At 54.4% G+C, this 16,987-nt stretch carries 17 protein-coding genes; 5 read left to right on the top strand and 12 right to left on the bottom strand.

Annotated features, from left to right (window positions below):
* Positions 1–131: 131 nt before the first annotated feature.
* Positions 132–1,085, bottom strand: coding sequence for an aldo/keto reductase (locus C813_RS23190; RefSeq protein WP_017458140.1), 954 nt, complete (start codon positions 1,083–1,085; stop codon positions 132–134).
* A 78-nt stretch (positions 1,086–1,163) separates the two neighbouring features.
* Positions 1,164–2,099, bottom strand: a complete 936-nt coding sequence (locus C813_RS23185) for a LysR family transcriptional regulator (protein ID WP_017458139.1) — start codon at positions 2,097–2,099, stop codon at positions 1,164–1,166.
* 203 nt (positions 2,100–2,302) lie between these two features.
* Here C813_RS23185 and nfsB point away from each other — a divergent pair, with 203 nt between their 5' ends.
* The gene (gene nfsB, locus C813_RS23180) at positions 2,303–2,956 is read left to right on the top strand and encodes an oxygen-insensitive NAD(P)H nitroreductase (RefSeq protein WP_017458138.1); all 654 of its coding nucleotides are present in this window, start codon (positions 2,303–2,305) and stop codon (positions 2,954–2,956) included.
* 86 nt (positions 2,957–3,042) lie between these two features.
* On the opposite strand, the gene C813_RS23175 is transcribed toward nfsB, so the two are convergent.
* The 10 genes from C813_RS23175 to C813_RS23120 all read right to left on the bottom strand — a co-directional run bounded on the left by C813_RS23175 (position 3,043) and on the right by C813_RS23120 (position 13,285).
* Positions 3,043–4,236, bottom strand: a complete 1,194-nt coding sequence (locus C813_RS23175; RefSeq protein ID WP_017458137.1) for a zinc-dependent alcohol dehydrogenase — start codon at positions 4,234–4,236, stop codon at positions 3,043–3,045.
* A gap of 186 nt (positions 4,237–4,422) precedes the next feature.
* Entirely contained in the window at positions 4,423–4,953 is a 531-nt protein-coding gene (locus C813_RS23170; RefSeq protein WP_017458136.1) for a hypothetical protein, read from the bottom strand.
* A 52-nt stretch (positions 4,954–5,005) separates the two neighbouring features.
* Positions 5,006–5,983: an ABC transporter ATP-binding protein gene (locus C813_RS23165; protein ID WP_017458135.1), complete on the bottom strand. Its 978-nt coding sequence runs from the start codon at positions 5,981–5,983 to the stop codon at positions 5,006–5,008.
* Positions 5,980–6,960, bottom strand: a complete 981-nt coding sequence (locus C813_RS23160; protein ID WP_017458134.1) for an ABC transporter ATP-binding protein — start codon at positions 6,958–6,960, stop codon at positions 5,980–5,982. The genes C813_RS23165 and C813_RS23160 overlap by 4 nt, the downstream gene beginning before the upstream one ends.
* On the bottom strand, positions 6,957–7,904 hold the full coding sequence (opp4C, locus tag C813_RS23145; RefSeq protein ID WP_017458133.1) for an oligopeptide ABC transporter permease: 948 nt from the start codon (positions 7,902–7,904) through the stop codon (positions 6,957–6,959). Before opp4C ends, C813_RS23160 begins: the two co-directional genes overlap by 4 nt.
* Positions 7,904–8,863 (bottom strand): ABC transporter permease, encoded by a 960-nt coding sequence (locus tag C813_RS23140; protein ID WP_017458132.1) that lies wholly within the window; start codon positions 8,861–8,863, stop codon positions 7,904–7,906. The genes opp4C and C813_RS23140 overlap by 1 nt, the downstream gene beginning before the upstream one ends.
* Positions 8,864–8,910: 47 nt before the next feature.
* Complete coding sequence (locus tag C813_RS23135; protein ID WP_017458131.1) at positions 8,911–10,614, bottom strand: ABC transporter substrate-binding protein; 1,704 nt, start codon at positions 10,612–10,614, stop codon at positions 8,911–8,913.
* A gap of 629 nt (positions 10,615–11,243) precedes the next feature.
* Positions 11,244–11,624 carry a hypothetical protein gene (locus tag C813_RS23130; RefSeq protein ID WP_017458130.1) on the bottom strand — a complete coding sequence of 127 codons (381 nt, stop codon included), beginning with the start codon at positions 11,622–11,624 and terminating at the stop codon, positions 11,244–11,246.
* 109 nt (positions 11,625–11,733) lie between these two features.
* Positions 11,734–12,138 (bottom strand): hypothetical protein, encoded by a 405-nt coding sequence (locus C813_RS23125; protein ID WP_017458129.1) that lies wholly within the window; start codon positions 12,136–12,138, stop codon positions 11,734–11,736.
* A 190-nt stretch (positions 12,139–12,328) separates the two neighbouring features.
* Positions 12,329–13,285: a LacI family DNA-binding transcriptional regulator gene (locus C813_RS23120; protein ID WP_017458128.1), complete on the bottom strand. Its 957-nt coding sequence runs from the start codon at positions 13,283–13,285 to the stop codon at positions 12,329–12,331.
* A 293-nt stretch (positions 13,286–13,578) separates the two neighbouring features.
* On the opposite strand from C813_RS23120, the gene C813_RS23110 reads away from it, so the two are divergent.
* Genes C813_RS23110 through C813_RS23090 form a run of 4 tightly spaced genes read left to right on the top strand, consistent with a single transcriptional unit; the run spans position 13,579 to position 16,978 of the window.
* Positions 13,579–13,893, top strand: coding sequence for a PTS sugar transporter subunit IIB (locus C813_RS23110; RefSeq protein WP_017458127.1), 315 nt, complete (start codon positions 13,579–13,581; stop codon positions 13,891–13,893).
* Positions 13,894–13,905: 12 nt separating this feature from the next.
* Complete coding sequence (locus C813_RS23105; RefSeq protein WP_017458126.1) at positions 13,906–15,234, top strand: PTS cellobiose transporter subunit IIC; 1,329 nt, start codon at positions 13,906–13,908, stop codon at positions 15,232–15,234.
* 37 nt (positions 15,235–15,271) lie between these two features.
* Positions 15,272–16,660 carry a glycoside hydrolase family 1 protein gene (locus C813_RS23095; protein WP_017458125.1) on the top strand — a complete coding sequence of 463 codons (1,389 nt, stop codon included), beginning with the start codon at positions 15,272–15,274 and terminating at the stop codon, positions 16,658–16,660.
* Positions 16,661–16,666: 6 nt separating this feature from the next.
* Positions 16,667–16,978: a PTS lactose/cellobiose transporter subunit IIA gene (locus tag C813_RS23090; RefSeq protein WP_025263791.1), complete on the top strand. Its 312-nt coding sequence runs from the start codon at positions 16,667–16,669 to the stop codon at positions 16,976–16,978.
* Positions 16,979–16,987 lie beyond the last annotated feature (9 nt).

Genomic DNA, 16,987 nt, shown 5'->3' with positions numbered 1-16,987 from the left:
CGCGCCGCCAGTAAACGGTTTGCCAGGCGTTGTTTTTAAAGAAGGTACTGGAATCTGGATGAGTGCGCGGTTATCCCGCAACTGCGCGCAAGATTATACAGCCCGGCAGCAGGTGCTGCCGGGCGATGGGATCAGGCACCGGCTTTATTCAGCGCGGCGATTTCATCTGCGGAGAGATTTAACGACACGGCGGTGACAAAGCTGTCGATATGCGCCAGTTTGGTGGCACTGGCAATCGGCGCGGTAACGCCCGGTTGCTGAATCAGCCACGCCAGCGCCACTTCGGCGGGTTTCACGTTGTGGCTGCCCGCCACGCTTTCCAGCGCCTCAACAATGGCGAAACCACGTGGGTTCAGATATTTGGCAATGCCCTGCCCACGCTGGCTTTGGCTCAAATCTTTTTCGCTGCGGTATTTACCGGACAAGAAACCGGACGCGAGGCTGTAATAGGTCACCACGCCAATGTTTTCCCGTATCGTTAAATCCTGCAACGCGCCTTCAAAGCTGGAACGGTCGTAAAGGTTATATTCCGGCTGCAGCACCTGGTAGCGCGGCAAACCTTTAGCGTCTGCCACTTTTAGCGATTCGCCCAGTTGTTCGGCATTCAGATTAGAAGCGCCAATGGCGCGAATTTTCCCGGCTTTCAGCAGCTTTTCATACGCGCCGAGCGTTTCGTCATAGGCGGTTTCGCTGTCCGGCCAGTGTGAGAAATAGAGATCGATATAGTCCGTTTGCAGGCGGCGTAACGAATCTTCCACCGCCTGGGTGATCCAGCGCGCGGAAAGGCCTTTTTTACCCGCTTCGCCCATATCAGCGCCAACTTTGGTGAACAGCGTCACTTTGTCGCGCGCGCCAGGATGCGCCGCCAGCCAGTTGCCAATAATGGTTTCCGATTCGCCGCCGTTATTGCCCGCCGCCCAGCGCGAGTAAACATCGGCGGTGTCAATAGCGCTAAAACCGCGCTCCAGCAGTGCATCCAGCAAGCTGAAGCTCTGTTTTTCATCGACCGTCCAGCCAAAAACGTTGCCGCCGAAAACCAGTGTCGGGATCTGTAACCCTGTTGTACCCAGTGAACGTAAAGCCATGTGCTTAACCTCCGTAAGAGTGCGTAATGTGCTACGCAAAGAGGTTAATCCTGGCGCGCCGTGACGTACATTTTTTGGTCATCCGTGCGGTTTAAAAGCCGGGTGAGTGTGCAGCAACGCGGTGATCGGCCGCAGATGTTCGCGCAGCACACTATGCAGATGGCGAATTGCCGGGGAAAACTGTTTGCGATGCGGGCAAATCAGGTTCAGCGGCGTTGCTTCACCGGGATGCTGCGGCAACAACACTTCCAGCCGGCCTGCCAGCACATCGGCGCTGATATCGATCCACGATTTATAAATAATCCCCATGCCTTCCAGCGCCCAGCGGCGGGCGACATCGGCGTCGTCGCACAACATCCGGCTTTTGACGATCAACTGGCGGCGCATGCCGTTTTCCGGAAAGCTCCATTTGTCATACACCTGGCTGTTCATGGTGAAGAGTAAACCGTGGTGATTGACCACATCATCCAGCGTTTGCGGGCGTCCGTGTTTCGCCAGATATGCCGGTGCCGCCGCCAGCACCCGGCGGTTATCTTCGGCGATCGGCAAGGCGACATAGCTGTTGTTATCCAGCACGCCGTAACGAATGGCGATATCGACCGGATCGCGAAAGACATCGCTGATTTGATCGGAAAGCGACAGCCGCAGCGACACGTTGGGGTGCTGCTGGCAAAAGCGCGTAATCAGCGGCAGCAGAACATTACGGCCAATATCGGAAGGCACCGCCACGCGCAGTTCCCCCTGAATCTCTTTATCGCCGCTGTGTAGACTCTCCGCACCAGCGGCGACGACCGCCAGCATCTCCTGGGCGAAAGGGAGATATTTTTCCCCTTCAGCGGTGAGGCGCAGACTGCGTGTGGATCGGACAAACAGACGTTTATCCAGATCCCGCTCCAGCCGGTGTACCGCCGCGCTCACCTGGCCTGGCAACAGCCCGGCTTCGCGCGCCGCATTTGAAAAACTTCCCAGTAGCGCTGAACGGACGAACAGCGTGACATCTTCCAGCCGAATCATGATTTCTCCGCAGGGTGAATAACAGGCGAGTGGCTCCTTTGTTTTGCCAGAAAACAGCGTCCTGGCAAACACCATTTTCACTCGCCGAGTGAAAGTGCTGCCTTTTTACACCGATTTATCTTGTGCCGCTTTGTGTTTATTCTCGTCACACTCTACGGGACGGTTCGCCCCGAATTTTTCATCTATTGCGCAGGAGAACGACAATGACACTTGATGATGCTGTAATTGCCCGCCATACCGTGAAAGCCTTTGAACCCGGCAAAACGCTGCCGCAGGATAAAATCGACACGTTGCTTAACGTGCTGCAAAACAGCCCCTCTTCCGTGAACTCACAACCGTGGCACTTTGTGGTCGCCTCCACGCCGGAAGGCCGCGCGGCAATGGCGAAATCCGCCACTGCGGCGTTCGTCTATAACGAACCGAAAATTGTCAATGCTTCTCACGTTATTGCCTTGTGCATCCGCAGCGATCTTGATGAGCAGCACCTGCAAAAGGTGCTGGAACAAGAGCAGAAAGATGGTCGTTTTAAAGACGAAGCGGCAAAAGCGGGCCAGGATAAGGGCCGCCGTTCGTACGTAGCGATTCACCGTTATGAGCAGCGCGATCTACCACAGTGGATGGAAAAACAGGTTTATCTGGCGCTTGGCGGCTTGCTGCTGGGTGCGGCGATGCTGGGTATTGACGCCACGCCGATGGAAGGTTTCGACCAGCGCGAACTGGATCTTGCCCTCGGCCTGCGTGAAAAAGGGCTGACCAGTGTGGTGCTGGTGTCGCTCGGTGTGCGTAGCGAGAACGATTTCAACGCCGCGCTGCCAAAATCGCGCCTGCCGCGCGACGAGATCTTTACCTTTATTTAAGCACCTGCGCTACGGTATGCCTCTCCTCGCCGGGAGAGGCTTTTTTGCCTCAACAATTACCGCCTGTGCTCACGAAAAGCGACAGGTTAAATCGTCGCTTTTTCTGCATTCAGGCCCGGCACAAGGATCACTTTGCGGCAATCCTCTGCATGTTTATCAAAAATGTCATAGCCGCGCGCCGCCTCTTCCAGTGGCAGGTGGTGCGTGACGATCTCTTCCGGTTTCAAATGCCCGGACTCAATCAGCGGTAACAAATCCGGCAAATACGCCTGCACATGCGTCTGACCCATTTTGAAGGTCAGCCCCTTGTCAAAGGCATCGCCAAACATGAAAGCGTGGATAAAACCGGCATATACGCCGGGCACGCTGACAATTCCGCCGCGGCGCGTAGCGGCGATCGCTTGTCGGAGCACTTTCCCGCTACTGCCTTCGATTTTCAGCGTACTGAGCACAGTTTCGGTGGTGCTGCCTTTGGCTTCGAATCCCACGGCATCGATAACGGCGTCCACACCTCGGTGACCGGCGGTATTTTCAATTATCCACGCCGCAGGGTCGTCATTTTTATCGAAGTTAATGGGGATTACGCCATAACGATCGCGGGCGAAAGCCAGCCGGTAATCGCTGTCATCAATCATAAAGATCTGCTCCGCCCCCTCCAGACGGGCGCAGGCCGCCGTCAGTAAACCGACCGGTCCGGCGCCGTAAATTGCCACGCTGGAGCCGGGTTTCACCTCGGCATTTTTTACCGCTTGCCAGGCTGTGGGCAGGATATCGGAGAGAAACAGCACTTTCTCATCGGTGAGGGTGTCCGGGACTTTAAACGGCCCGGTATTGGCTTTCGGCACGCGCACATATTCGGCCTGACCGCCGGGAATACCGCCGTACAAATCGCTGTAACCAAACAGCGCCGCAGGTGGCGTGATGCCTTTGCGGTTCAGCGCCGCGCCTTTGCCGGAATTGGTTTGTTCACAGGCCGAGTACTGGTGAAGTTTGCAGAAGAAACACTCCCCACAAGCAATGACAAATGGGATCACTACCCGATCGCCTTTACTAACGGCATGAACACCCGATCCGGTTTCCACCACTTCGCCCATAAATTCATGACCGAAAATATCCCCATGATTAGTGCCTGGTATTTTCCCGTGATAAAGATGCAGGTCAGAGCCGCAAATCGCCGTTGCGGTAACGCGAAGAATAATATCGTCTGAAGATTCAATAATCGGGTCGGGGCGATTATCAACGCTAACTTTATGTGCGCCGTGATACGTCAGTGCTCTCATATATCCTGTTCCTTATAAGGTTCAGACAGAACTGATAAGCATAGAACAGACCAGAGCAGAAAAATAAAATAGGCAGTAATTCTTAATGTCAGCGAAACGGTTATTTTTGGTCACAACAACATTGCCTGTGAAATTACCGTTTCGCTTGTCAGGAGGAAATAAAAATAGTTATCGCCGGGCAGAGAGTTATTTATCGTAATATTTTAGTAATACGGTTAAATAATCAAAGCCAATACTCTCGACTAAACTTCTCTCTCGCTGACCGTTCCCATTTAGCCAACCTTTGATGATCTCGCAATCGACAAAGATGTCATAAATCGTGTCATTCAGCGCCGATAAGTCCTTATTACTGTTAATCCCCAGCACGCCGTTTTCGACAGGGGTATTTTGAAATAGTGCCCACTGCTTCTGCGCATCCACGATGATAAAGCCGCCATACTCGCGGCTATCATGCATCTGTTTGCACAACCCGGCGATGTTCACCAGCCAGTCTTCGCGAGAATCTATTACGCCTAAATACGTATAGCTGGTGCTGGCAAAAACATGCGCGCAACCCGTCTCGCCAAAGCAGGCGCGAATAATTTGCTGCGTTGCCGTTATCAACCAATCTGATGTACAGATGTCGTTATCAAAAAAGAAATAGCGGGAAAATTTCTGTGTAAAAAGGGGACCAGGAAGATTCGCCCCCTTTATTATCATGTCGAATGGATGTTGCATCACGTGCGCCAGGTTGACGAAGAGTGCTCAATAATACCCCTCACGATTGCTGTCACTCAATCCTTTCCACCAAATGACACGCCACATGATGTCCTGGCTCCACTTCACGCAGCGCCGGGATTTCAGCGCGGCATTGGGCGGTTGCCAGCGGGCAACGCGATGAGAAACGGCAGCCGGAGGGCGGACGCGACGGATCGGGAATTTCCCCTTGCACCACAGCGACAGGTTCGCTATCCGGGTCGAGCGTTGGCACCGCCGCCAGCAGCGCCTGGGTGTAAGGATGCAGCGGCCGGTTAAACAGCGTGTCACGGCTGGCGGTTTCCACCAGTTGCCCGAGGTACATCACCGCGACGTCATCGCACAGGTGTTCCACCACGCCCAAATCATGGGAGATAAACAGGAATGTCACGCCGCGATCATCGCGCAAATCCGCAAATAAATTAATAATTTGCGCCTGAATAGAGACATCCAGCGCCGAAATCGGCTCATCGGCGATGATGAAATCCGGGTTGAGGATCAACGCGCGCGCAATACCGATACGCTGACGCTGACCGCCGGAAAACTCATGCGGAAAACGGTTGTAGTGCTGCGGCGCAAGCCCGCAAATTTTCATTACTTCCAGCACTTTGTCGCGCAGTTCCGTCCGGCTGCACAGCTTATGCTCAAGCATCGCTTCACCAATCGCATCGCCCACGCGAATACGCGGATTCAGCGAACTGTAAGGGTCCTGAAACACCAGCTGGATTTTCGGGCGCAGCGCGCGCATCTGTTTCGCGCTCAGATCCTGCAGCTCCTGGCCGCGATACTTCACGCTGCCTGCGGTTTTGTCGTACAGCCCAAGCAAAGTGCGGCCAACGGTGGTTTTACCGCTGCCGGACTCACCCACCAGCCCAAAAATCGTCCCCTGGCGGATCTTAAAACTGACGCCGTCTACAGCGCGTAACTCCCCGGTTTGCTGGCCAAACAGCCCGTCGCGCAGCGGGAAGTGCTTTTTCAGCCCTTCCACTTCAATGACATATTGTTCGCTCATGCGGTTGGCTCCAGAAGCGTACTGTGAATACACGCGGCTTGCCGCGTCTGGCCGATAAGCGGCGGGATCCCCGCCCGGCATGCGTCAGTCGCCCGCTCGCAGCGATCGTAAAAGGCACAGTATGGCGGCAGCGCGGCGAGATCCGGCACCTGGCCGGGAATGGAGTAAAGCCGACGCCTGCGCTCGCCCGGAATGGGACGGGCAGCAATCAGCCCTTTGGTGTACGGATGCAGCGGGTTACGCAGCACATCGGCCGTCGGGCCCTGTTCAACGATGCGCCCGGCGTACATCACCACCACATGCTCGGCCATCTGCGCAATCACGCCCAAATCATGGGTGATCAGCATTAGCGCCATCTTATGCGCCCGCGCCTGGTCGCGCAGCAGCCGCAATATTTGCGCCTGCACGGTAACATCCAGTGCCGTAGTCGGTTCGTCGGCGATCAGCAGTTTTGGCTGGCAACTCAGCGCCATGGCAATCATGATGCGTTGCAACATGCCGCCAGAAAGCTGATGCGGGTAGCTGCTCATCAGGCTCTCCGCCCGCGCCAGTCCCACTTCGGTGATTAACTGCGTGGCATGCGCCCACGCCGCTTTGGGCGTTTCACCGCGATGACGAAGCAACGGTTCGCAAAGCTGCTCGCCGATGGTCAGCACTGGGTTAAGCGCGGTCATCGGCTCCTGGAAAATCATCGCCAGTTGGTTGCCGCGCAGATCCGCCATTTTTGACGGCTTCAGGCGCAGCAGATCGGTGCCCTGAAACAGGATTTGCCCGCCGTCAATGCGTGCCGCTTGCGGCGGCAGCAAGCCCATCAACGACATGGCGGTGACGCTTTTTCCGCAGCCGGACTCGCCCACCACACCGATAGTTTGCCCGGCGTTGATGGTGAACGACACGTCCTGCACGGCGCGCACACGCCCCTGTTCACCCGCAAAAGAGAGGGACAACTGATTAAAGGTGACCAGCGGTTCGCTCATTTCACGCTCCGTTTCATCTTCGGATCCAGCGCATCACGCAGGCCATCACCCAACACGTTAATCGCAATCACGGTAATAAAAATGGCGATACCCGGCGGCATCCATAGCCACGGGCGGCGCTGAAAATCGATCAGGCTGTTGGCGGCATCCATCATGTTGCCCCACGATGGCGTGGGCGGCACCACGCCAAGCCCAAGGTAGCTCAGCGCGGACTCCATCAGGATGGCGTTCGCCACCGCCATCGTCGCCATCACCACCAGAATCGGGATGGTATTCGGCAGCAAGTGACCAAACAGACGGCGACGCGACGACAAGCCCAGCACCTGCGTCGCCAGCATAAAATCGCGCTCGCGAAGCGAAAGAATTTGCCCGCGCACCAGCCGCGCCAGCTTCGGCCACTCCAGCAAACTGAGCATGATCACCACCATGTAGATGCGTGATTCAGCGGAGAAATCGAGTTCCGAGAGCATCGCCCCGGCGACAATCAGCAGCGGTAAACTCGGAATGGTCATCACCAGATCCGCCAGCCGCATAATCAGTTTATCTGTCCAGCCGCCCGCGTAGCCCGAAACTGCGCCCAGCAGATAGCCGAGCGCTACGGAGAGCAGCATGGTCAGCATACCGATAATCAACGAAATGCGCCCCGCCAGCAGCAGGCGGGTATAGACATCGCGGCCGAGAAAATCGGTGCCCAGCCAGTGCTCCGCACCGGGGGGCTTGTTGATCATCAGCGCGTCAGTGGCGTCGTTTTTCCACGGCGACCAGAGCGGCCCAATCACGCACCAGATTGTCATCACCACCAGCAAAAACAGGCACAACATGGCTAAATGATTATGGCGCAGCGCTTTCCAGGCTTGCCGCCACGGTGAAGGCGTGGCCTGCGCCAGCGCCGGGATTTCCGCTTTACGAAGGCGGCGATTGGTTGAAAAAAGCGAACCGAACATCACGACCTCACCCGAATACGCGGATCAGCCCACGCGTAAAGCACATCGGCAATCAGGTTGCCGAGAATGGTTAGCACCGCCAGGAAAAGGGTAAAGCCCATCAGCACCGGGTAATCGCGCGCCGCCAGCGAATCGATGTGAATATGCCCCGCGCCCGGCCAGTTAAACACTTTTTCGGTGATTATCGCGCCCGAAAACAGCCCCGGCAGTTCAAACCCGAGCAAGGTGATGATCGGCAACAATGCATTGCGCAGCGCATGTTTAAAAATCACCGTCCGTTCGCGCAGCCCTTTGGCGCGCGCGGTGCGGATAAAATCCATCTTCACCACATCCAGCATACTGGCGCGGAAATAGCGCGTCAGGCTGCCCGCCTGCAGCATCACCAGCGCCAGCACCGGCAGCACCAGGTGCGCCGCCACTTGCAGCACCCACGCCCAGCCGCCTTCGTCGCTGCCGGTGTTGGTCATGCCGCCGACCGGCAGCCAGTGCAGATCCACCGCAAACCACTTAATCAGCAACAGGCAGAGGAAAAAGGTCGGAAAAGACATGGCGGCGAACACCACCACGCTCACCAGGTGATCGAACAGCGAGTTGGGTTTCAACGCAGACGCGATGCCCACCGCCAGGCCGATGCCCCAGTAAAACACCAGCGCCACGCTTGCCAGCAGGAACGAGTTCCAGATGTACTGGTTCAGCAACTGGCTCACCGGGATTTGGTATTGCAACGAGAAGCCTAAATCACCGCGTAACAACTGGCCGAGCCAGTGCAAATAGCGGGTGAACAGCGGTTGATCGAGGCCGTAAATGGCTTTCAGTTCCGCGGCGCGGGCGGCGGTCAGCGTGACGTTGCCGTCGATAAAGTCGCCCGGCGTTTTGGCGAACAGCATAAAAATAATCAGCGAAGCCAGCAGCAGCATGGGTACGGTTTGCAGCAGCCGCCTCAGGATAAAATTTCGCATAGCGTTCTCATGGCAACTGCCGGGAAATCCCGGCAGTTGTGATGGTGTTACTTAACGATTTTCACATCCGGCAGGCTGCCGGTCAGGCCGTTGTAGATATCCGGTTTAAAACCGGTGACGCGGGCGCTGCTGGCCGACAAAATCTCGCGGTAGCCCAGCAGGATCACCGGCGGATCGTCCGCCAGCACTTTATACAGCTGGTGGTAAATCGGTTTACGTTTTTCCACATCCAGCACCGCGTTACCGTCGTTAATCAGCTTATCAACCTGCGGGTTGTTATAGCCGGACTCTTTCGCTTCCGTGCTGTAATAATCCCGCACGCCGTCATGCGGATCGTTTAACGTGCTGGTGCTAAAGGAGGCAAGGTCATAATTGCCGGCTTTACGCTGCGCCATCAGGGCGTTGAAGTCGACAACCTGCGGTTTGAGCAGCACACCAATCTGTTGCCAGTTCTCTTTGGCAATCGGGATCAGCGCGTCGTTCAGCACTTTCTTGCTCACCAGCAAGGTCAGTTCCAGGCGTTTGCCGTCTTTCACACGGATGCCGTCCGGCCCCGGTTTCCAGCCCGCTTCATCCAGCAGTTTTTTGGCTTGCGCCGGGTCGAATTTGTACGGGTTAACCCCGTCAGTGTTATAGGCCCAGGAGATCGGCGCAATTGGCTCAATCGCCACTTTGCCGTACCCCTGATACACCACATCAATCAGCTTCTGGCGGTCAAGGCCGTAAATCAGCGCCTGGCGCACTTTCACGTCCTGCAACGCCGGACGACGCACGTTGAACTCCACTTTGCTGTAATCGCTGGAGCCGTACAGGTTGATATTGGCGAAGCCGAGCATTTTCAGTTGCTCAATATCATCCGGGCGCGAGGTGAACGCGTCATAGTCTGTCTCACCGGTCTGGAAGAGCTGGAAGTTGGTGGACGGGTTGGTCACGCGGTAGATAAAGCGCGGCGTTGGCGGTGTACCACGGTAGAAATGGGTGTTGGCGTGGAAACGGATCTCCTGGCCCGGAATGTATTTCTCATAGACATACGGCCCGTTGCCCAGCGGTTTGCCGTGCAGCGTGCGCAGGTAATCCAGATTGCCGCGCTGATAATCCTTGCCGTAATAGGCTTTGGACAGCACCGGCCCGCCGATTTTCGCCAGTGTTGTGGCACCCGGTTGGGTGGTGGTGACTTGCAGCGTTAATGGGTCGATCACTTTCAGGCCGCTGACGCTGTCCGCTTTCCCGGCTTTGTATTCCGCGCCGCCCGCAATATTCGCCAGCGTGATATCCGTGTCGCCATCATATTTCGGGTCGTAAAGCACCGTTAGGGTAAACGCCACGTCTTCGGCAGTCAGCGGCGAGCCGTCGCTGAAGGTCAGGTTCGGGCGCAGCTTAATGGTATAGACCTTGTTGTCCGGGCTAACTGTCCAGCTTTCGGCCAGGCCAGGCACCAGTTTGCCGTGGCTGTCCCAGTCGATCAGACGCGAGAAGATGACGTTGGTGACGTTTTCATCCCAACCATTGACGAAGAAGTAGGGGTTAAAAATCCCCTGAGGTTCCGAAATACCGGCGACCACAGTGTCTTTGCGCAGCTTCGCCGCCGCCGGGATCTGGCTGGCGTCTGTCGCCGGTGTGATGCCTTCTTTCAAGATCTCATCGGCAAACGAGGCAGACGAGAACGCCACCACACTGCTGAGTAACGCGATTTTCAGCGCGAGGGTAAAGCGCGTGGGTTTTGTTTTTAAGCTATTCACGAAGCTGGCCAAAATTGCTCCCTCATCAAATGATTGCGTGGAATTTACAAATAATGACGAACGATAAGAGCCGCACCGCACCCTGTCTAACAACGAAAACGTATGGCTTATAGCTAAACGTCCTTAGCAAACTTATGGCTAACGATTGGTGGGATTTAGCTAAACGGCTGATAACCTGCGCTGTGCAGGCGATGTAAGAGCATGCCTTAAGCCGTTCCCGGCAGCGGTTTTTTTTCTGCCTGAACTTAACTTCGGGGAAACAGCACATTGTGCACGGGGTTTCGCTTTGGGGCCTTGCCACTGTAGCGCTGTCCGCAATTCAGGCGGAACCAGCGAAAATATAGACTTAATAGAATTGAGATGCTGATGATAATTCGGAGAAATATCGGCGTTGCCGTTTACAACATAATACCTCGCCTGGTGATTTAAAAACCAAATGTCATGCTCAACAACGTCGGGTATTAGCAGTGTCGGCATGAGATTATGCAGTAATTCCGCCTCAAAAAAAACAGGATGTGTCCTGTGCTTTTATTTCTGCACCCTGCGACTACATATTTCTGATATAGGGTAAAGCCAGCGATAACATTTCAATATAGATTTCATTCTTCTTCATAGGCAAGGCCATCACATTTATTGAAATATTAAATAAGAGGGAGGGTGTTTTTTATATGTTCTGGCAGAAGGTCATATTTCATCGGCACTATTGGGCGTGCAACCAATATATACATATTCTCTTTAAAATCATAACTCAACAACCCTTTACGCGACATGGCAATAAATGAGGCCAGATAGCGCTGGCGCTGCTCCTCATTAGCAAACTCCTCCAGATTTTCCTCAATCACCTCAATATCTGACATCGGTTGCAGCGAAGCAAAATAGTCGAAAACCAATTCATAGTTGGCAACAGAGCCACTAAGTTCCACCGGAACGGGGCCAACGCCAGCAGTAGCGAAATGGGCGAGTGAACCATCCGGCGCAACGCCGAACCAGTCCAGATCGCATTCCAAGAGTGATTCATCCATCGGGATAGTACCGTCGTCGCGCATTTTAGTGGCTCGCGAACATGGCGGGAAACCAGGTATGGATAGTACCGAACTCAGGCACCCAATCACTGTTTAAACCATTCATCACTTATCCTTTCTCCTGGAGTACCGCCAGTAACGGCGCAGTATCATCTAAAGAAATCAATGACTCATATACAGATTCGGCGTACTCGCCAGCATGCAAAAGCAGTATTGCGGATACTACCCGGGCGCGGCTAAATGAGATGATAGAATCAGTCTCGCCGTTTTCTTGCTTAATGAAATAGTCGTTATCCAGCGCCTCGCCGCGCTTTCTGCAGAACGCCAACTCATGTTTAGTCAGGGTACCGTTGCGTTGCAACCCTGAGAACGCTTCACCCACATTGGCATCCTTCCAGCCCGAAACGCGTAAGGCATACTGACAGGCAGCGATGGCAAGCTGTATGTTCTCTCTCGCTTGCAACTGATCCATCTTCTGCGCCAGTACGACCGAAATGGTCTGCAGTCTGTTCATCTTCCGCTCCCCACTTTCATTACGCGTTTTTACGATGTTCTGTTCGATTATCGGCAGTAACAAGCACAGAGAGAGAATTGTTTGTAGTAAAAATGCGATTTACCTTAAATCGGTTTTTTATTTAACTTAAGGACGAAAATTACAAGCGGGAAATAAAAAAGCCCCCAACCGGAGGCTTTCAAAATAGCGATTAGCGTTTGCTGACATCGGGAATAATTAAATCCCCGCGCACCCGGTAAGCGCCCAGCACGCTCTGCGTTTTTTCATTTAGCCAGGCGACAATGCGCGCTGCCATCGCGTCCATCGAATATTCGATAGCCGGAATGGTAGGAATGCCCGGCAAATGCAGCGAACCGGCGAGGCTGAAGACCATAATGTCACCCGGCACCGATTTATTAAACGCCTGCAATTGCGGGATCACACGCTGGGCTTCCTGCTCGTCCGCCACCAGCAACGCGTTGAAATTCAGGGTGGTGGCGTTATTGAGCAGCACCTGCAACGCAACAGAGGACGAAGTGTCATCCATAAACACCAGGTTGCGGTTAAACGGCAGGAAATTATTTTCCAGCGCCAGCTTATAGCCGTGCAGCACTTGATCGGCCGCTGCGGTGCGCGGGTGGATCAGCGCAATTTGTCGGCGGCTCTGGCTAATCAGGTAGTTACAGGCCGTTTCGGCGGCGAAGGCATGATCAAATTGAATAGAGTTGGGCGTGGCGTCGGCAGACTCAACGCAATCCACCAGAATGACGTTTTCGTCGTCAATTTTGAGCGGGAAACGCGCGCCGATAATCAGCACATCGTCACACAGCCCGCAGGTCAGCTCATCCAGCGCACTCATCACTTCCGCTTTGGTGTTGGCGAAGCGCAGCAGCAGATGTTTCTGGCTCTGGCTTAAATGTTTTTCCAGCGCGTAAAGGTAGCCGGTGGTTTGGTTGATATTGTCCTGGGCGCAGATAACACCGATGCAGCCTGTCGACTGGCTGAGCAATGACTGCGCGATAACATTGGGCCGATAATTCAGCTCTTCGACCGCTTTCAGCACCGCGAGGCGGCTGGCTTCCTTAACGCCGCGCGAACCACTCAACACCCGTGAGACTGTGGCTTTCGACACCCCAGCTAAACGTGATACATCGTTGATTGTAGACATCTTTCTCCCCTGACAGACGCACATTGCGCCCGCAAAATCTAAATACTTCAACGGCTAATATATAACCACACGCAGTATAACGGTTTCGCTTTTTGATGGAAACCGATTTTCCATTCTGCGCTTTTTGTTCTCAACAGAGTGCCAAATTCCGTGACGCAAATCCAATTACAGCATCAGATAATTCATAGACATTGACAGCTATCACACTTCTGCGGCGAATAAATGGAAACCGGTTTCCATATGATATCCAATCGACCCCGCAATAACTTTTTACACTTCGAGGATGGTTAACGATGTTCAGGATTATGTTGTGCTGTTCAGCCGGTATGTCCACCAGCTTACTGGTGAGGAAAATGCTGGAAGCCGCGAAGGAACGCGATATACCGGTAGAGATCGACGCGTATGGCGTCGCGGAGTTCGACACGCAATTTCCGCGTTATCAGGTCGTGCTTCTCGGACCGCAAGTCAAATACATGTTAAACACGCTGTCAGAAAAGGCCGCCGCTCAGGGTATTCCGGTGCAACCCATCAACCCGATGGACTACGGAATGCAACGTGGCAATGAGGTACTGGACTATGCATTGTCGCTCATAGAAGCGGCGCATTAAAAAGGTGTTCTTATGAGTTCCTTATATCAATCAATGATTACGGTTATTGAGCAAAGCATTACGCCGCTGGCCGGTCGCCTCGGGCAACAGAAGTACGTTATCGCTATTCGCGACGGTTTTACCGCCGCACTGCCGTTTATGATCATCGGCTCGTTTATGCTGGTGTTTATCTTCCCGCCGTTTTCCGCCGACACCACCGTCGGTTTCGCCCGCGCGTGGCTCGATTTCTCCACCGAATACCGCGCGCAACTGATGCTGCCGTTTAACCTCAGCATGGGGGTAATGACCTTCTTTATCTCCGTCGGGATCGGCGCAAGTCTGGGTCGCCAGTTTAACCTTGACCCGGTGATGACCGGTCTACTGGCGTTTATGGCGTTCCTGCTGGTTGCCGCACCGTATGCAGATGGCAAAATCTCCACGCAGTATCTCTCCGGCCAGGGCATTTTCACCGCGCTGCTGACCTCGATTTACTCCACCCGCGTTTACGCCTGGCTTAAGCAGCACAACATCACCATTCGTCTGCCAAAAGAGGTGCCGACCGGCGTTGCCCGTTCGTTTGAAATCCTCATTCCGGTGCTGGTGATTATTGGTACGCTGCATCCGCTGAACCTGTTTATTGAAGCGCAAACCGGCATGATCCTGCCGCAGGCGATTATGCACGTGCTGGAACCGCTGGTCTCCGCGTCCGATTCCCTGCCTGCCATTCTGCTTTCCGTGCTGCTGTGCCAGATCTTCTGGTTCGCCGGTATCCACGGTTCGCTGATTGTCACCGGCATCATGAACCCGTTCTGGATGGCAAACCTCTCCGCCAACCAGGCCGCACTGGCTGCGGGCGCTGCGCTGCCGCACGTTTATCTGCAAGGTTTCTGGGATCACTACCTGCTGATTGGCGGCGTCGGTTCCACCCTACCGCTGGCGTTCCTGCTGCTGCGTAGCCGCGTCGCACATCTGCGCACCATCGGCAAAATGGGCGTCGTACCGAGCTTCTTTAACATCAACGAACCGATTCTGTTCGGCGCGCCGATCATCATGAACCCGATGCTGTTTGTGCCGTTTGTTTGTGTGCCGTTGGTGAACGCCGTGCTGGCTTACACCGCCACCAAAATGGGCCTGTTGGCGCAAGTGGTCTCCCTGACGCCGTGGACAACGCCTGCACCTATCGGTGCGTCCTGGGCGGCGAACTGGGCCTTTAGCCCGGTGGTGATGTGCCTGATTTGTATGGTGATGTCCGCCCTGATGTATCTGCCGTTCCTGCGTGCTTACGAGCATTCATTAATGAAAGCAGAAGAAGAAAAAGCGCAGAGCACCGCACCGATGACGGAAACCGTCCGCAGTAACTAAGCCGTAACGCATTAGCAGTAACGAAAAGGAGTCGGTAATGAAATACGTATTTCCCGCAAACTTCTGGTGGGGCAGCGCCAGCTCTGCGCTGCAAACCGAAGGGGAAAGCCAGCAAGGCGGTAAAAGCGCCACCACATGGGATGCCTGGTATGCCAGCCAGCCGTGGCGCTTTCACCAGCAGATTGGGCCGCAAGAGACCTCGACGTTTTATCGCCACTGGCGCCAGGACATCGCGCTGTTAAAGCAGCTCAAGCACAACAGCTTTCGCACCTCGATCAGTTGGTCACGGCTGATCCCGGATGGCGACGGTGAAGTGAACCCGCAAGCGGTGGCGTTCTACAACGAGGTCATCGACGAGCTGCTGGCGCAGGGTATTACGCCGTTTATCACGCTGTTTCACTTCGATATGCCGATGGTGATGCAGGAAAAAGGCGGCTGGGAAAGCCGGGAAGTGGTGCAGGCTTTCAGCCGCTACGCGCAAATCTGTTTCGAGCTGTTTGGTGATCGGGTACATCACTGGTTCACCTTTAACGAGCCGATTGTGCCGGTAGAAGGCGGTTATCTGTACGATTTCCATTACCCGAACGTGGTGGATTTTAAACGTGCGGCCACGGTGGCGTACCACACAGTTTTAGCGCATGCCAGCGCGGTAAGAGCGTTTCGCGCCGGGTTTTACGCCGGTGAGATTGGCATTGTCTTGAACCTGACGCCGTCCTATCCACGTTCGCAGCACCCGGCGGATGTGAAAGCGGCGCACCATGCCGATTTGCTGTTCAATCGCAGTTTTCTCGACCCGGTACTGCGCGGCGAGTATCCCGCTGATCTGGTGGCGCTGCTGAAAGAGTATGACCAGTTGCCCGCCTGCCAGCCGGACGATATCGCGCTGATTGCAGAAGGGAAAATCGACCTGCTCGGCATTAACTATTACCAGCCACGGCGGGTAAAGTGCCGGGACAGCGCGGTCAATCCCGATGCGCCGTTTATGCCGGAGTGGTTGTTTGATTATTACGAAATGCCAGGGCGCAAAATGAACCCGTATCGCGGGTGGGAAATTTATGAGCCGGGTATTTACGATATTCTCACCAACTTACGCGTCAATTACGGTAACCCACGCTGTTTTATTTCCGAAAACGGTATGGGCGTCGAGAACGAACAGCGTTTTATTGAAGATGGGCAAATAAACGATAGCTATCGTATTACGTTTGTTCGCGATCATCTTATCTGGCTTCATAAAGGTATTAGCGAAGGGTGTCATTGCCTTGGCTACCATATGTGGACATTTATTGATAACTGGTCATGGTGTAATGCCTACAAAAACCGCTACGGTTTTGTGCAATTAGATCTGGCAACGCAAAAACGTACCATTAAGAAAAGTGGAGAGTGGTTTGCCGCCACCGCTGAAAATAATGGTTTTACTCAGGATTAAATGACAATGATTGAACTCGAAGAAGCGGTAATGGAAATTATCGTCAATGCCGGACAGTCACGCAGCCTGTGCTTTGAAGCGCTGCGCGCGGCAAGGGCAGGCAATCTTGACGAAGCGCGCCAGTTGCTGAAGGAGGCGGATGGCTACTCGCGCCAGGCGCATCACATGCAAACTAAATTAATCGAACAGGATGCGGGCGAAGCCCGGCAACCGATGACATTAATTATGGTACACGCGCAGGATCATTTAATGACGTCATTATTAGCGCGTGAGTTATCTGAAGAGATAATTCAGCTTCACACTTTATATCAGCAATAATTAACGGAG

It is taken from the genome of Kosakonia sacchari SP1 (assembly GCF_000300455.3).
GTDB classification, from domain to species: Bacteria; Pseudomonadota; Gammaproteobacteria; order Enterobacterales; family Enterobacteriaceae; genus Kosakonia; species Kosakonia sacchari.
This window is presented reverse-complemented; position numbering and strand designations above follow the sequence as displayed.

Coding starts and splice junctions, on each gene's coding strand:
- C813_RS23170 (WP_017458136.1), bottom strand. CDS start 4,953: ATGCAACATCCATTCGACATGATAATAAAGGGGGCGAATCTTCCTGGT.
- C813_RS23185 (WP_017458139.1), bottom strand. CDS start 2,099: ATGATTCGGCTGGAAGATGTCACGCTGTTCGTCCGTTCAGCGCTACTG.
- nfsB (WP_017458138.1), top strand. CDS start 2,303: ATGACACTTGATGATGCTGTAATTGCCCGCCATACCGTGAAAGCCTTT.
- C813_RS23190 (WP_017458140.1), bottom strand. CDS start 1,085: ATGGCTTTACGTTCACTGGGTACAACAGGGTTACAGATCCCGACACTG.
- C813_RS23140 (WP_017458132.1), bottom strand. CDS start 8,863: ATGCGAAATTTTATCCTGAGGCGGCTGCTGCAAACCGTACCCATGCTG.
- C813_RS23125 (WP_017458129.1), bottom strand. CDS start 12,138: ATGAACAGACTGCAGACCATTTCGGTCGTACTGGCGCAGAAGATGGAT.
- C813_RS23090 (WP_025263791.1), top strand. CDS start 16,667: ATGATTGAACTCGAAGAAGCGGTAATGGAAATTATCGTCAATGCCGGA.
- C813_RS23130 (WP_017458130.1), bottom strand. CDS start 11,624: ATGGATGAATCACTCTTGGAATGCGATCTGGACTGGTTCGGCGTTGCG.
- C813_RS23175 (WP_017458137.1), bottom strand. CDS start 4,236: ATGAGAGCACTGACGTATCACGGCGCACATAAAGTTAGCGTTGATAAT.
- C813_RS23165 (WP_017458135.1), bottom strand. CDS start 5,983: ATGAGCGAACAATATGTCATTGAAGTGGAAGGGCTGAAAAAGCACTTC.
- opp4C (WP_017458133.1), bottom strand. CDS start 7,904: ATGTTCGGTTCGCTTTTTTCAACCAATCGCCGCCTTCGTAAAGCGGAA.
- C813_RS23105 (WP_017458126.1), top strand. CDS start 13,906: ATGAGTTCCTTATATCAATCAATGATTACGGTTATTGAGCAAAGCATT.
- C813_RS23110 (WP_017458127.1), top strand. CDS start 13,579: ATGTTCAGGATTATGTTGTGCTGTTCAGCCGGTATGTCCACCAGCTTA.
- C813_RS23160 (WP_017458134.1), bottom strand. CDS start 6,960: ATGAGCGAACCGCTGGTCACCTTTAATCAGTTGTCCCTCTCTTTTGCG.
- C813_RS23095 (WP_017458125.1), top strand. CDS start 15,272: ATGAAATACGTATTTCCCGCAAACTTCTGGTGGGGCAGCGCCAGCTCT.
- C813_RS23120 (WP_017458128.1), bottom strand. CDS start 13,285: ATGTCTACAATCAACGATGTATCACGTTTAGCTGGGGTGTCGAAAGCC.